Raw genomic sequence first — 14,547 nt, 5'->3', positions numbered from 1 at the left:
GGCACGCTCAGACCCGATTAGCCGCCGAAACCAATTCCGGCGCAACCGAGTTCACTGTCGGCTCGGCATCGTCGCGGCGTTCGACCGGATCACCCACAGGCGGCACCTGTTCTCCCACAACACCTCCGGCCGAACGGTCGACCGACCTGGACGGCATCTGTCCGAAGACCGTGGCCGCGAGAGCGACGCCGAGGCCGATGATCTGCAGAGCGGTCAGCGCCTGACCCAGCGCGATCCAACCGATCACCGCGGCCGACACGGGACTGAGCAGCCCGAGGAATGACACCGAAGTCGCAGGCACCCGCGAGATTCCGCGCACCCACAGCCAGTAGGCCAGCGCGGTGCCGATGACGCCGAGGTACAGGTACCCGCCGATGGCCTGTCCGTCGAGCGCGGGCGGCGCGCCTTCGATCAGCAGGGCGAGCGGCGCGATGAACAGTCCGCCCGCGGTGAGCTGCCAGCCGGTCATCGCCAGCGGGCCGACGCCATCGGGTCGTCCCCACTTCTTGGTGAGCACGGTGCCCGCCGCCATCGAGGCCGCACCGGCGAGCCCGGCGAGCACGCCGATCAGATCGAGTTCGACAGTGCCGCGAAGCACCACCAGCGAGACTCCCAGCACACCGACGACACCCGCGATCACCTTCCGCCTCGACGGCGCTTCGGCCAGCAGTACCGCGGCGAATCCGAGCGCGAACATCGGCGCCACCGCGCCGAGCACCCCCGCGACCCCACCCGGCAGCCGATACGCGGCCAGGAACAGCAGCGGGAAGAACGCGCCGATATTGAGCACGCCGAGCACCGCGGCCCGACCGAGCCACTGACCGTGCGGCAGCACCCTGGTCAGTGCGAGCAGCACCAACCCGGCGGGCAGCGCGCGCATCAGGGCCGTGAACAGCGGCCGGTCGGGCGGCAGGAATTCAGTGGTCACCGCGTAGGTGGAGCCCCACACGATCGGGGTGAGGGCGGTGAGCGCGAGGGTGCCCGCGTAGCCGGTGGAGCGGGTTGCGGTCGTCATGTTCACTCCTGATTGATAATCTCAACATTGAAATATCTACTCGCCGAGATATCTCTTCGTCAAGTAGATGAACATTAAGAGTTTCAACCGAGAGGGAAAAGAGATGCGCGACGCGGTCGACCTGATCACCGAGCACTGGAACATCGAACGCCCTGATGTCGACGTGTCACCGATGGCGATCATCGGTCGGATCACCCGACTCTCGCGCGTGCTCGAACAGGATCTGAAGCGCTTCTTCGCAGGTCACGGCCTGGAGTTCTGGGAGTTCGACGTGCTGGCCACGCTGCGTCGCTCCGGTGGCGAGACCGGCCTCACCGCAGGCGCGCTCAACCGGGCCGCCATGGTCACCTCGGGCGCCATCACCAACCGCATCGACCGTCTGGCGGCGAAGAACCTGGTCCGGCGCGTCCCGTCCCCCGACGATCGCCGCTGCGTCTTCGTGCAGCTCACCGCCGAGGGCCGCGAACTCGTCGACCGGCTGCTGCCGCTGCACGTGGCCAACGAGCAGCGCCTGCTCGCCACCCTCGGTGCCACGGATCGCGAGCAACTCGCCGACCTGCTGCGCACCCTGGCCGTCGCACTGGACGACACCACGCTGGACTGACCAGAACAGCGCCGAGCGCGGTTACTCCCCGTCGTGGATGCCGGGACCAGCGGCCGGGCCGTATCCGCCGTCGTGCACCCCGGGGTTCACCGGGCCGTGGACGGGTTCGCCCCTGACGTCGGCAACCGAGGGAATCTGCACGCCCCCCGCACCGCCGGGCGAACCCAACTGGGACAAACCACCTTCCGGCATCTTCAGCCTTGGCTTGCCCGAAGCCGTCGCGGGCAACTGATCACCCGCGTCGGGGACGAGCTGGAGCAGCGTGGAGAAGTCGACGACCTGCGCGCCGAGCGTCTGTGTCGCGACGATGACACCGTTGGTGTACAGCCGATACGTGCCTGCCCGTTGCGGCAGCAGCATTTCCGGGCCGATCGGCTCGCCTACCGCGCTGTTGGCGCCGCCGATCCGCCGATACTCGGTGTCGATCACCGACTCACCCGCCAGCGCTTCGATGGTCAGATCAGGCTCGGCCGGTACGGCGGGAACCGCAGGGGGCGGGGCGGATTCGACGAGGTCACTGGGCGCCGGTCCGACCGCGAAGGTTTCGATATCGGCGGGCCGACCGCCGTCGGGAGCCGCGGAGTATTCCGAGCGCAGGATCTGCCCGTCACGTAACAACACCGTGCCCGTGGTCGCGGCGACCGCCTCGGTACTGCGCGAATCCTCTTTCACCGTACCGGGATAGGCCTGGCAGTCGGTGGTGTCGCAGGTCTGGGCGTAGTCGTAACGACTCTCGGCCAGCGCGTAGGAGCGGGCCGCGATCGCTTGCGCGCGTAAGGCTTCGAAGGCGCCCTGGTCGGCCCAGTTGGCCTGCATCTCCGCGGGCAGTACGCCGGCGAGGTAGTCGTCGAGGTCCACCTGGTTGACGGTGCGGAAGGACTCGCCTTCGAGCGCCACACCGAGCGCGCCACGATAGGCCGTGCCACCGCACAGGGTCAGGTGTTCCTCGGCAGGCCTGCCCGCACCGGCGCCGATCGGATAGACGAACGGATCGTCGGTCGCGGCCTGCCACAACACCTCGCCGTCGCAGCCCGCGGTCACCACCACGTTCGCCCCGCCGTCGGGCAGCGGAGTGAGATGGGCCGCGTCGCCTGGGCCGATCATGCGACCGGCGACCTGCGCACCGGCGGCGGCGAAGGTGTCGAGGGTGGCGTCGTCCTGCGCCTGGAGGCGGACACCGATCTCTGTCGCCCCGATTTGCCCGAGATCAGCTCCGGGGTAGTAGTGGCCGAGAATCTCCTCGGCCGTCCAGCCCGCCCGCGCGTTGTCGAAGGCGCCGACCTGGCTCATCCCGCGACCGTGTCCCGCGCCTGCGGTCGGCGTGATCTGACCCGGCAGGATCTGCCACAGCCCGATCGCCCCGGTCAACGCCAGCACAGTACCGCTGACCAGCAGCGGCAGCGGCACGGTTCGGATGACCGGCACAGCCCGGCGACGGGTGCCACGGCCGGTACTGCGGGTGATCTTGGTGTCCGCTCTCATACTGTGCTCCCACGGTTTCATGGTTCGACCGGCGGAGCTCGCGTCGGCATGTCGTCGTCGCCGGGCGGGATCCGAGGGCTACATTCGAGCAATCACATAAGTCTCGAGTTGAGGTTGAGATATGTGACGTATGTTAACTAGTGTGATGCGTGAGGTTAGAGGAAGCAAGCATCACATGCGGGGAAAAACACGAGCTCGACCCTGATAGGAGCCGCACGTGAGATACCGAAAGCCGAAACGTTCCTACGTGCTCCCGGTGGTCACCACCCTCGTTGTCGCCGCACCGATCGGCGCGTTCGCTCTCAGCGACTCGACCGACTACCGCAGCGCCAACGATTCCCAGGTCGCGGCCGTGCCGACGCAGCTGGCCGAGGTCGCGCTGACCTCGATTCCCGACATCACGGTTCCGCTGCGCGACCTGACCGGCCTCGACCTGCCCGACCTGCACCTGTCGGACCTGCGCATGTTGCAGTTGCCGAGTTCGATTCCGATTCCGCCGGGATTGCCGGTCCCCCCGGGCGTGGCGCTGCCCACCGAGATCCCGCTGCCGCAGCTGCCGACCAAGCCGCAGTCGACCCCGACGCAGCAGGCCACGCCGGGCGCCGCGACACCCGCCCCCGCCGCACCGCCCGCGCGCCCACCGGTCCCGAGTACCTCGGTCCCCACCGCGCCCCCGGCTCCGCCGGCCGCGGTCCCCCAAGCCCAACCTCCGGGCGCTCCTGCCCCGGCGGCTCCCGCGCCCGGTGCGCCAGCGGCTCCGGCCGCGCCTGCCCCGGCCCCCGAGCCTCCAGCCGCACCTGCGGCTCCCGCTCAACCGGCACCGGCGCCCGCCGCACCGCCCCCCGCCGCGGCCGCACCTCCCGCCGGCGCACCGGTAGCCCAAAGCCGTTCCACCGGAGCAAAATTCATCGCTGACCCGGAGAATCTCGAACCCGGCACCACCCCCGACACCCCCGCCCTCTCCCCCGGCGCGGTCGGCTCCGACGTCATCGACCAGGTGGGCGCGCAGGTCAAGGAAATCACCCAGGACACGCCGTTCAGCATGGTCGCTCTCACCGCCCGCGACCTGGCGAACACCACAACAAAGCTCCGGGCTCGCCAGCTGGACGGCAACTGGGGCCCCTGGTACAACGCCGATCCGGTCGACACCAGGGCCACCGATCAGACTCCCGCCGACGCACCGACCGGCACCGAACCGATCTACGTCGGCGAGACCACCGCGGTGCAGATGCTGGTCACCCGCAAGCCCGCCGCAGGCCCCGACCACGACCCGGCCCACCTCACCGAGGCCGCGCTCAAGGCCGTCCTGATCAATCCGGGCCGGGCCGCGATCGATGCCGCGCTCAACGACGTCGCGGCGGCGCTGCCCGGTGGCGGACCGAAGGTCATCACCCGCGCGCAATGGGGTGCCGACGAGTCGATCCGCTGCCAGGAACCCACCTACGACGACGGCGTCGGCGGCATCACCGTGCACCACACGGCCGGTCGCAACGAATACAGCCGCTCCGAATCGGCGGGCATCGTCCGCGCGATCTACGCTTATCACGCCGAAACGCTCGGCTGGTGCGACATCGGCTACAACGCCTTGGTCGACCAGTACGGCCAGATCTTCGAGGGCCGCTACGGTGGCCTCGACCGCGCGGTGCAGGGCGCGCACGCGGGTGGTTTCAACGAGAACACCGCCGGTGTGGCGCTGATGGGCAACTACGAGAACGAGGACCCGAGCAACGAGTCGCTCAACGCGATCGGCAAGTTCATCGGCTGGCGGGCCAAGCTCGCCGGGATCAACCCCAAGGGCACGACCACGATGTACTCCGAGGGCACCGAGTTCACGCCGTACGAGTACGACGAAGCGGTCGACCTGCCGGTGGTGTTCGCCCACCGCGATGTCGGCAACACCGACTGCCCCGGCGACGCCGCCTATGCGCTGATGGATCGCATCCGCGGGATCGCGGCGGGCAATTCCGGCACCTATACCTCGCCCCCGACGGCGAATCGCCCGCCGAGTCAGCAGGCCCGTGCCCCGCAGGGGAACATGGCCGAGCTGGGCGCGATGGTCGACAAGTTCCTCGGCCTGTCCGGCGACAACGCGATCGCCAAGCACTGGGTGGCAAAGGGCGGGGTCGACGGGCCGCTCGGCGCGCCGCAGTCGGACCTGCTCGCGGGCGCGCAGGGCCGTCAGTACGCGAAATTCGCCAACGGTTTCGTCTACGCGGACGAGGGCGGTGCGGTGTTCGAGGTGGTCGGCGCGATTCTCGACCGCTACCTGAGCCTCGGCGCCGACTCGGGCGTACTCGGCCTGCCGACCGCCAGTTCCTACCTGGTCCCGAACGGTCTCCGCACCGATTTCCAGCACGGTTCACTGGTGCTCAACGAGCTCACGGGCATCGTCACCACGTTCTGGAAGACCTACGACGAGACCTACAAGCAGGAAATGAACGGACAGCCGAAGCCAGGACAGGCGGCGACCCACCCCACGCTCGAACTTGCCGTGCCTGCCCCGACCGAAGCTCCACAGGTACCCGCCGAACAGCAGGCTCCCCCGGTCGAACCGGCACCTGCCGAACAAGCCCCGGCTGACCCGCCTGCCCCCGAGCCCGCCCCGACCGGCTGAACCCGGTCACGGCGAAGAACGGCCGGTGCACCCTCCGAGCGAGGGGCACCGGCCGTTTTACTGTGTCGTCGGAGCTATCGCCACCAGCGCTCGAGCACCATCGCCACACCGTCGTCGATATTGCTGCCGGTCACCTCGTCCGCCGCCGCCCGAGCCTCCGGGTGCGCGTTGCCCATCGCGACGCCGTGCCCGGCCATCGCCAGCATCGGCACATCGTTGGGCATGTCGCCGAACGCCACGATCGACGAATTCTCGACGCCGATCCGTCGGGCCACCTCGGCCAGTCCGGACGCCTTCGTCACCTTCGGCACCGCCAACTCGATCAGCCCGCTCTCGGTGGAGTAGGTGATCTCGGCGCGGTCGCCGATGAGCGGGGCGAGGGCGGCGCGCATCTCGGAACTGCGGGCCGAGCTGAGCCGGATGAGCATCTTGATCGCGGGGGAGTCGATGACCTCGGCGTGCGAGACGACGGTGTCGTCGGGATTGAGCCAGGCGTGTTCGTAGGTCGGCGAGCTGACGAACTGCTGGGTCACGGCGTCGTGGGCGCTGGCCCCGACCCGCTCGGTCGCCAGCCCACAACCGGGCAGCGCGTGTTCGGCGACTTCGGCCAGCCAGCTCAATGTGTCGACGTCGAGGGTGTGACTGGACAGCACCCGATCGGTCGCACTGTCGTAGATGACAGCGCCGTTTCCGCAGATCGCGAGCGGTGCGTACCCGAGTTCGCTGACGACCGGGTCGATCCAGCGGGGCGGGCGGCCGGTGGCGAGCACGAAGGTGGCGCCGTCGGCGACGAGCGCTCCGACGGCGGCCTTGGTGCGCGCCGAAACCTTGTCGGAGTCGTCGATCAATGTGCCGTCGACGTCGCTGGCCACCAGCTGCGGTTTCGGGTGCAGGTTCGTCATCCCGTCTATCCTGCCGCACGTCGCCACGCGAGGACGACGGACTGTCCCTATGATCAGGGCCTGATTACCCGATCCAGAGGGGACTGATGACCGGCTTCTTGGTGCGGCGCACACTCAACTACGTTGTGCTCCTTCTGCTGGCATCATTTCTGACTTTCAGCCTCGCCTCACTCACATTCAACCCGCTCGAGAGCCTCGAGCAGCGCAACCCGCGCCCGCCGCAGTCGGTGATCGACGCGAAGGCCGACCAGTTGCATCTCGACGAGCCGATCCCACAGCGCTATCTCAGCTGGCTGGGCGGCGTCGTGCACGGCGATTTCGGGACCACCCTGGCCGGGCAGCCGGTGAGCGAGGAACTGGGCAGACGGGTGGCGGTGAGTCTGCGGCTGCTGATTCTCGGTTCGGTCATCGGCACCGTGCTCGGCGTGCTGATCGGCGCGGCGGGGGCGATCCGGCAGTACAAGTTCAGCGACTATTTCTCGACGGTGCTGTCGCTGCTGATCATCTCGACGCCGATCTTCTTGCTGGCGACGCTGTTGAAATACGGCGCACTGCAGGTGAATACGATGACCGGGACGCAGATCTTCCTCTATACCGGCGAAACGTCTGCCACACAGGTCAACGGGTTCTGGAACCAAATGGTCGACCGCGCACAGCATTTGGTGCTGCCCACCTTGGCGCTGGCGCTCGGCGCCATGGCCGGCTACAGCCGTTACCAGCGCAACGCCATGCTCGATGTGCTCGGCAGCGATTTCATCCGAACAGCGAGAGCCAAAGGCCTGACCCGCAATCACGCGCTCTACAAACACGGCCTGCGCACCGCGCTGATCCCGATGGCGACGCTGTTCGCCTACAGTCTCGGCGCCCTGATCACCGGCGCCACCTTCGTCGAGAAGATCTTCGGCTGGCACGGTGTCGGCGAATGGCTGATCGATTCGATCAACTCCCAGGACCTCTACGTGGTGGTGACGGTGACAGCGTTCGCCGGCCTGGTGGTGCTGGTATCGGGGTTGCTCTCCGATGTCGTCCTTGCCCTGCTCGATCCGAGGGTGCGTGTCTCATGACCGAAACCGAACTCATCGCCGTCGGCGCGCCCGAGATCGCCGCGGCCGGTCGCCGCAAACTGGTGTGGCGACGCTTCCTGCGCAACAAGCCCGCCGTGGTCGGTGCGGTGATCCTGGTGCTGATGTTCGTGGCCAGTTTCGTACTGCCGCCGCTGCTGCCGTGGGACTACCAGCAGATGGACTACAAGGCGCTGCTGAAGCCGCCGAGCCTCGAGCACCCGTTCGGCACCACCCAGATCGGTCAGGACGTACTCGCCCAGACCATGCGCGGACTGCAGAAGTCCCTGATCATCGGTTTCTGCGTGGCGATCTGCTCCAGCGTCATCGCCGCGACGGCGGGCGCGGTGGCCGGACTGCTCGGCGGCTGGCCCGACCGCGCGATCATGTGGTTCGTCGATCTGTTGCTGGTGGTCCCCAGTTTCATCATCATCGCGCTGTTCGCGCCGCGCACCAAGGGTTCGGGGTCGATCGCGATCCTGATCGTGCTGCTGAGCGTGTTCGGCTGGATGATCGCCGCGCGCATCATCCGCGGCCTCACCCTGAGCCTGCGTGATCGCGAATTCGTCCGCGCCGCACGGTATATGGGCGCACCGACCCGCACTGTGATCCTCAGTCACATCATCCCGAACATCGCCTCGATCCTGATCATCGACACCACCCTCGCGGTCGGTGCGGCGATCAGCGCCGAAACCGGTTTGAGCTTCCTCGGTTTCGGCGTGCAACCACCGGATGTGTCGCTGGGTTCGCTGATCGCGGCGGGCACCAAATCGGCGCTCACCTACCCGTGGTTGTTCCTGTTCGCCGGTGGCCTGCTGATCACGATCGTGTTGAGCGCCAACCTGGTCGGCGACGGTCTGCGTGATGCCTTCGACCCCGGTGCCCGTGGCGCGCGCAAATCGCGCAAGGAAGTCGCCGAGCACAAGAACGAGGCGCAGGTGGAGTTGAAGAAAGCCGAGAAGCGATGACCGCGTCGACCGCACCCCTGCTCGAAGTCACCGACCTGCGGGTCTCGTTCCCCGGCGAGGAAGGCCGCGTCGAGGCCGTGCGCGGGGTGAACTACACCGTCGCCGACGGCGAGGTGCTCGCCATCGTCGGCGAGTCCGGTTCGGGCAAGTCGGTGTCCTCGCTCGCGGTGATCGGCCTGCTGCCCGACCAGGCACGGGTGCAGGGATCGGTGCGCCTGCGCGGCCGCGAACTGCTCGGCCTCGGCGACAAGCAGATGTCGAAGCTGCGCGGTTCCTCGATCAGCATGGTCTTCCAAGATCCGCTCTCCGCGCTGACCCCGGTGTACCGCGTCGGTGATCAGATCGCGGAAGCCCTTCTCGCGCACGGGAAAATGAGCCGCAAGGAAGCGGGCGAGCGAGCCGTCGAGCTGCTCGAACTCGTCGGCATCACCGATGCCAGGGCTCGTTCCAGGGCTTTCCCGCACGAGTTCTCCGGCGGTATGCGCCAGCGCGTGGTGATCGCTATGGCCATCGCCAACGATCCCGCCCTGATCATCTGCGACGAACCGACCACCGCGCTCGACGTGACTGTGCAGGCGCAGATCCTCACCCTGCTGCGCGAGGCGCGCGATATCACCGGCGCGGGCGTCATCATGATCACCCACGACATGGGCATCGCGGCCACCGTCGCCGACCGGGTCGCGGTGATGTACGCGGGCAAGGTCGTCGAAACCGCGCCGGTCGCAGAGCTTTTCGCGACGCCGCGCATGCCGTACACCGTCGGCCTGCTCGGCTCCATCCCGCGCATGGACGGCCCGCCGCGCACCCCGCTGATCCCCATCCTCGGCGCCCCGCCAGCCATGCACGCCCTGCCGCCCGGCTGCTCGTTCGCGCCGCGCTGCCCGGTCGCGATCAGCGACTGCGTCGCCGCCGAGCCCCCGCTGGAAAAGGTGAGCCCCGGCCACTCGGTGGCCTGCATCCGCACGGCCGAGGTCGGCAGCCACCAGCTCTTCGACGCCTACCGCGAGGAGATCCCGACCCCGGCCCACCCCGACCGCACCGACGACGAGGTGGTCCTGCGGGTCACCGACCTGGTGAAGACCTTCCCCCTCACCTCGGGCGTGCTGCTGCGCCGCCGCACCGGCGAGGTCCGCGCGGTGGACGGCATCAGCTTCTCGGTCCGCGCGGGCCGCACCCTCGCGCTGGTCGGCGAATCCGGTTCGGGCAAGTCGACGACCCTGTCGCAGATCATGGACCTGGCGCGACCGCAGTCGGGCAGCATCGAGGTGCTCGGCAACGACGTCGCCACCCTCACCAAGGCCCGCACCCGTGAGATCCGCCGCAAGATGCAGATCGTCTTCCAGGACCCCAGCTCCTCACTCGACCCGCGCCTGCCGATCTTCGACGTCCTCGCCGAACCACTGCGCATCGATGGCCGGTCTCGCGAAGAGGTCAATCGCCGGGTGCCGGAGTTGTTGCGGCAGGTGGGATTACGTCCCGAACACGCCGATCGCTACCCGTCCGACTTCTCCGGCGGCCAGAAGCAGCGCGTCAGCATCGCCCGCGCGCTGGCCCTGGACACCCAGTTGCTGGTACTCGACGAACCCGTCTCGTCTCTGGACGTCTCGATCCAGGCGGGCGTGCTCAACCTGCTGCGCGACCTGCAGGCCGAGCACGGCCTGTCCTACCTGTTCGTCTCCCACGACCTGTCGGTGGTGCGCAATCTCGCCCACGACATCGCGGTGATGTTGCAGGGCAAGATCGTCGAATCCGGCCCGGCCGAGCAGATTTTCGCCGATCCTCAGCACGAATACACGCGCTCGCTCATCGCGGCCGTACCGGAACCCGTCGTCAGCGGGTAGGACCCGAGCAGGAGGTGCCATGAGAACCCGACGCATGCACGCACGTGGAGCCCGATTGCGCTGTGCCGCAGTGGTAGTGGCGGCCGGGATGATCGTGGCGGGGTGTGGCGGCGCCGATGAATCGGCCACCGGTCTCAGCGATGCGATCGGCACCACCAGCGACGTGAACCCCACCCCACGCGACCAACTCCGCGAGGGCGGCAACCTGCGCCTGGCCACCACCGGCTACCCCGCCAACTGGAACATCCTCTCCAATGACGGCAACAACGGCGAGATCGGCTACATCGTGCGCGCGATGCTGCCGCGGTCCTACGAGATCGACGCGGCGGGCCAGCTCAGCGTCGACACCGACTTCTTCACCGATATCCAGCTGACCGGCTCCGATCCGATGCAGGTGACGTATTCGATCAATCCGAAAGCCGTCTGGTCGGACGGTTCGCCGATCACCTGGGAAGACCTCGCCTCGCAAGCGCACGCGCTCAGCGGCCGGGACAAGAGCTATCTGATCGCGATCACCAATGGTTTCGAATTCGTCGACAAGGTGGAGCGAGGTGTCGACGACCAACAGGCCGTCCTCACCTTCAGCAAGCCCTACGCCGACTGGCGCGGTCAGTTCTCCGGCAACTCCGCCCTCTACCCGAAGTCGGTGACCAGCACGCCGGAGGCCTTCAACACCAGCCTCACCGACGCGATCACGCTCACCGCCGGGCCGTTCGTCGTCAGCGCCACCGACCGCGCTCAGGGTCGAATCACCCTGGGTCGCAACCCGAAGTGGTGGGGCGACAAGCCAGTTCTCGACACCATCACCTACAGCGTGCTCGACGCCACATCGTGGGTCCAGGCGTTGCAGAACAACGAACTCGACCTCATTCGCCTGACCACCCTCGACGATGTGAAGACGGTGCGTGGCACCGAGGGACTGGTGGTACGTCGCGCTCCCGGTAATCGCTGGCGCCACATCACTTTCAACGGCGCACCCGGCTCGATCCTGGCCGAAGAAGGCGTCCGCGTGGCCATCTCGAAGGCCATCGACCGTCAGGGGATCGTCAACGCGATGCAGAACGGGCTGGTCGAGAACCCGAAGCCGTTGAACAACCATGTCTTCCTGCAAGGCCAAAAGGGGTACCAGGACAACAGTCTCGGCTTCGACCCCGCCGCCGCGGCACAGCAACTCGACGACCTCGGCTGGAAACTCAACGGCGAGGTGCGCGAGAAGGACGGCCGCAAACTGGTCATCCGCGATGTCATGTACAACGACCCCACCTGGGTCCAGATCGCCCAGATCATCCAGCAGAACCTGGCCGCCATCGGCGTGCAGCTGAACATCGACACCAAGCCCGCCGCCGGTCTGTTCACCGATGTCATCCAGCCCGGCGACTTCGACGCCGCCCAGTACGTCTACGAGGGCGACCCCTTCCCGCTGAGCAGCATCCGCCAGATCTACTACTACGACCCCACCGACCTTCAAGCCAACTACGGCCGCATCGGCTCCCCCGAACTCAACGCTCTCATCGAACAAACCCTCACCGAACTGGACCCACAGAAGTCCATCGACCTCGCGAACCAGGTCGACCGCAAGGTATTCGAAGAAGGCCACTCCCTGCCCCTGATGCAGTCCGACGGCAGCTTCGGCGCCCGCACCACCCTCGCCAACATCGGCTCCCCTGGATTGGCAACCTACGACTACACGAAGATCGGATTCACGAAATGACCACTGCTACTCACGCCAGGCGTTTACGCCGGGCCGGTCTCCGCATCGCGGTACCTGTTTTCGCCTTGACGTTGGTGCTCGGCGGTTGTGGGTCCGGTACGGACGTGCAATCGGGTTCGAGCACAATCGGCTCGGTCAATGACATCAATCCGCAGGAACGCGATGCCGTGCAGGACGGCGGCAATCTTCGGCTGGCCATTCCCGGCTTCCCGGCGACGTTCAACAGCAGCCATGTCGATTCAGATGGCTATGTGAGCGAGGTGACCGGCTGGACCATCCCGGGCACTATCACCGCCGACGCCGCCGGAAATCTCACCACCGATACCAACTACTTCACCTCCGTCGAGCTCATCAACACCAACCCGCAAACGATCGAATACACGATCAACCCGAAAGCGGTGTGGTCCGACGGCTCCCCGATCACCTGGAACGACCTGCGGTCCCAAGTCGGCGCACTGAGCGGTCGTGACCCGGCTTTCAAGGTCTCGGCGACCCAGGCCTACAGCAGCGTCGAGAAGGTCGAGCGCGGCGTCGACGACAGGCAGGCGATCGTGACCTTCGCCGAGCACTACGCGGAGTGGAAGGGGCTGTTCAACCCCCTGTATCCCCAGCAGGCCACTGCCACACCGCAAGCCTTCGACGACTTCTATCGCAACGATATGCCGCTGTCGGCGGGACCGTTCATGATCACCTCCATCGACCGCGCCCAGCAGCGGATCGTGCTCAGCCGCAACCCGAAATGGTGGGGTGACACTCCCAAACTCACCAATGTCACCTACAGCATCCTCGACAGCGCCGCCCAACTCAGCGCGCTGCAGAACAACGAACTCGACGCCGTCGATCCGTTGAGCACCATCGACGAGATCAAGACCGCGACGAATACACCCGGCATCCAGGTTCGCCGAGCCCCGGCCAATCGGTTCATGCACACGACCTTCAACGGCGCACCCGGTGCCCTGCTCGCGGATCCGAAACTGCGCATCGCGATCTCCAAGGGCATCAATCGGCAGGCGATCGCCACCGCCATTCAGAACGGTCTGGTCACCGACCCGAAGCCGCTGAACAACCACCTGTACCTGGTCGGCCAGACCGGTTTCGAGGACAATGCCGAGTCGGTGTCCTTCGACCCGGCCGCGGCGGCCCGCATGCTCGACGAACTGGGCTGGAAGCTCAACGGTGACGTCCGCGAAAAGGACGGCCGTCAGCTGGTGATCCGCGATGTGATGGCCCAGAACGATGTACAGGTCCAGGTCGCCACGATCACACAACAGAACCTGGCGGAGATCGGGGTGAAGCTGCTCATCGAAACCTATCCGGGTACAGCCTTTTTCACTGACATCATCGATCCCGGCAACTTCGATATCGCCCAATTCGCCTGGATGAAGAGCATTTTCCCACTCGGTGCGCTCCCCCAGATCTACTACTACGATCCGGCGAACAAGCTGAGCAACTACGGCAGCATCGGTTCCCCTGAGCTCAACGCGCTCATCAAGGAGACCATCGCGGAACTCGATCCACAGAAGGCGATCGAATTGGCCAACAAGGCCGATCGAATGATCTTCGAAGAAGGGTTCTCGCTGCCGCTCGTGCAGTCCGCCGGAGCCGTGGCGACCCGCGAGAATCTGGCGAACTTCGGCGCGTTCGGCCTCGCCTCGGCCGATTACACCAAGGTCGGCTTCCTGAAGTGAGTTCCGGCCCGGCGCGCGCACTCACCTATCCGCTGCTCGTCACGAGCGGCACCCTCGCGGTCGTCGCCGCGTGGGTGCCGTTCGCGGATATCGATCAGCTGAGTGCGCTCGCCGTGGTCGCTCTCGCTGTACTCGCTTACACCGCTTATCAATTGGGGCTTGCCTTCGGTGTGTTTCCCACGGGGTTGGTTGCGATAGGAACGGTGCGTGGTAAACGGGTTCGGCAGCAATATCGACTGGTCAGCCGGTCGTGGCTGGAGATCGGCAGTGGTGATCGTCTGGTGTGGCAGCCGGTCTTCTATGAGCCGGCATTGTCGGTGCTCACTCCGACCGAACTAGAACTGCTCGGCCGATCCATCCGCCAGGGCAACACTCGCTTCTACCCGTCGGGCCGCGTTCGCACCACCGAGCCGACGGGCAAGCTCGTCGACAACCCCACTCGCCCCACCGATCCACCCGCTGTCGGGGTGGCCCGCCGTGTGATCCTCGATCTCCAGCCCGCGATCGGCGCTCCCCTGGTCGGCCTGCTCTGGGTCTACGTCATGGGCGGCGGCCTCGGAGCGTTCGTCGCCACCACCACGGTCGCCGCCGCTGCCTTCACCTGGCTCTCCGCCATCCGAGGCTCCGACCCCAGCTGACCTGGGGGTTCTACTCGGCCGAT

The 14,547-nt window shown here is 66.8% G+C and carries 11 protein-coding genes; 8 read left to right on the top strand and 3 right to left on the bottom strand.

Annotated features, from left to right (window positions below):
• Positions 1 to 7 precede the first annotated feature (7 nt).
• Positions 8 to 1,015 (bottom strand): EamA family transporter, encoded by a 1,008-nt coding sequence (locus tag OHS03_RS28905; protein WP_328658414.1) that lies wholly within the window; start codon positions 1,013 to 1,015, stop codon positions 8 to 10.
• Between the two features lie 67 nt (positions 1,016 to 1,082).
• On the opposite strand from OHS03_RS28905, the gene OHS03_RS28900 reads away from it, so the two are divergent.
• Positions 1,083 to 1,619 (top strand): MarR family winged helix-turn-helix transcriptional regulator, encoded by a 537-nt coding sequence (locus OHS03_RS28900; protein WP_328658412.1) that lies wholly within the window; start codon positions 1,083 to 1,085, stop codon positions 1,617 to 1,619.
• Positions 1,620 to 1,640: 21 nt separating this feature from the next.
• On the opposite strand, the gene OHS03_RS28895 is transcribed toward OHS03_RS28900, so the two are convergent.
• Positions 1,641 to 3,101 carry a SpoIID/LytB domain-containing protein gene (locus OHS03_RS28895; protein ID WP_328658410.1) on the bottom strand — a complete coding sequence of 487 codons (1,461 nt, stop codon included), beginning with the start codon at positions 3,099 to 3,101 and terminating at the stop codon, positions 1,641 to 1,643.
• Between the two features lie 217 nt (positions 3,102 to 3,318).
• Between OHS03_RS28895 and OHS03_RS28890 the strand changes: the two genes are divergently transcribed.
• Positions 3,319 to 5,715 carry an N-acetylmuramoyl-L-alanine amidase gene (locus OHS03_RS28890; protein WP_328658409.1) on the top strand — a complete coding sequence of 799 codons (2,397 nt, stop codon included), beginning with the start codon at positions 3,319 to 3,321 and terminating at the stop codon, positions 5,713 to 5,715.
• A 74-nt stretch (positions 5,716 to 5,789) separates the two neighbouring features.
• Here the strand turns inward: OHS03_RS28890 and OHS03_RS28885 are convergent, their stop codons facing one another.
• Positions 5,790 to 6,617, bottom strand: a complete 828-nt coding sequence (locus tag OHS03_RS28885) for a Cof-type HAD-IIB family hydrolase (protein WP_056822356.1) — start codon at positions 6,615 to 6,617, stop codon at positions 5,790 to 5,792.
• Positions 6,618 to 6,703: 86 nt separating this feature from the next.
• On the opposite strand from OHS03_RS28885, the gene OHS03_RS28880 reads away from it, so the two are divergent.
• The 6 genes from OHS03_RS28880 to OHS03_RS28855 are packed head-to-tail and all read left to right on the top strand — an operon-like array spanning position 6,704 to position 14,524.
• On the top strand, positions 6,704 to 7,681 hold the full coding sequence (locus tag OHS03_RS28880; RefSeq protein ID WP_328658407.1) for an ABC transporter permease: 978 nt from the start codon (positions 6,704 to 6,706) through the stop codon (positions 7,679 to 7,681).
• Entirely contained in the window at positions 7,678 to 8,646 is a 969-nt protein-coding gene (locus OHS03_RS28875) for an ABC transporter permease subunit (RefSeq protein WP_328658405.1), read from the top strand. Before OHS03_RS28880 ends, OHS03_RS28875 begins: the two co-directional genes overlap by 4 nt.
• Positions 8,643 to 10,487, top strand: a complete 1,845-nt coding sequence (locus tag OHS03_RS28870) for an ABC transporter ATP-binding protein (RefSeq protein ID WP_328658403.1) — start codon at positions 8,643 to 8,645, stop codon at positions 10,485 to 10,487. Before OHS03_RS28875 ends, OHS03_RS28870 begins: the two co-directional genes overlap by 4 nt.
• A 34-nt stretch (positions 10,488 to 10,521) precedes the next feature.
• The gene (locus tag OHS03_RS28865) at positions 10,522 to 12,198 is read left to right on the top strand and encodes an ABC transporter family substrate-binding protein (RefSeq protein ID WP_328664458.1); all 1,677 of its coding nucleotides are present in this window, start codon (positions 10,522 to 10,524) and stop codon (positions 12,196 to 12,198) included.
• A complete protein-coding gene (locus OHS03_RS28860; RefSeq protein ID WP_328658401.1) occupies positions 12,195 to 13,886 on the top strand; it encodes an ABC transporter family substrate-binding protein in 1,692 nt (563 codons plus the stop codon). Before OHS03_RS28865 ends, OHS03_RS28860 begins: the two co-directional genes overlap by 4 nt.
• A complete protein-coding gene (locus OHS03_RS28855; RefSeq protein WP_328658399.1) occupies positions 13,883 to 14,524 on the top strand; it encodes a hypothetical protein in 642 nt (213 codons plus the stop codon). The genes OHS03_RS28860 and OHS03_RS28855 overlap by 4 nt, the downstream gene beginning before the upstream one ends.
• Positions 14,525 to 14,547: the final 23 nt, after the last annotated feature.

It is taken from the genome of Nocardia salmonicida (assembly GCF_036142455.1).
Classification (GTDB): domain Bacteria; phylum Actinomycetota; class Actinomycetes; order Mycobacteriales; family Mycobacteriaceae; genus Nocardia; species Nocardia salmonicida.
Note: the sequence above shows the minus strand (reverse complement) of the source record. Positions and strands in the feature narration are given on the sequence as shown.

Coding starts and splice junctions, on each gene's coding strand:
- OHS03_RS28875 (WP_328658405.1), top strand. CDS start 7,678: ATGACCGAAACCGAACTCATCGCCGTCGGCGCGCCCGAGATCGCCGCG.
- OHS03_RS28885 (WP_056822356.1), bottom strand. CDS start 6,617: ATGACGAACCTGCACCCGAAACCGCAGCTGGTGGCCAGCGACGTCGAC.
- OHS03_RS28860 (WP_328658401.1), top strand. CDS start 12,195: ATGACCACTGCTACTCACGCCAGGCGTTTACGCCGGGCCGGTCTCCGC.
- OHS03_RS28895 (WP_328658410.1), bottom strand. CDS start 3,101: ATGAGAGCGGACACCAAGATCACCCGCAGTACCGGCCGTGGCACCCGT.
- OHS03_RS28870 (WP_328658403.1), top strand. CDS start 8,643: ATGACCGCGTCGACCGCACCCCTGCTCGAAGTCACCGACCTGCGGGTC.
- OHS03_RS28905 (WP_328658414.1), bottom strand. CDS start 1,015: ATGACGACCGCAACCCGCTCCACCGGCTACGCGGGCACCCTCGCGCTC.
- OHS03_RS28865 (WP_328664458.1), top strand. CDS start 10,522: ATGCACGCACGTGGAGCCCGATTGCGCTGTGCCGCAGTGGTAGTGGCG.
- OHS03_RS28880 (WP_328658407.1), top strand. CDS start 6,704: ATGACCGGCTTCTTGGTGCGGCGCACACTCAACTACGTTGTGCTCCTT.
- OHS03_RS28900 (WP_328658412.1), top strand. CDS start 1,083: ATGAACATTAAGAGTTTCAACCGAGAGGGAAAAGAGATGCGCGACGCG.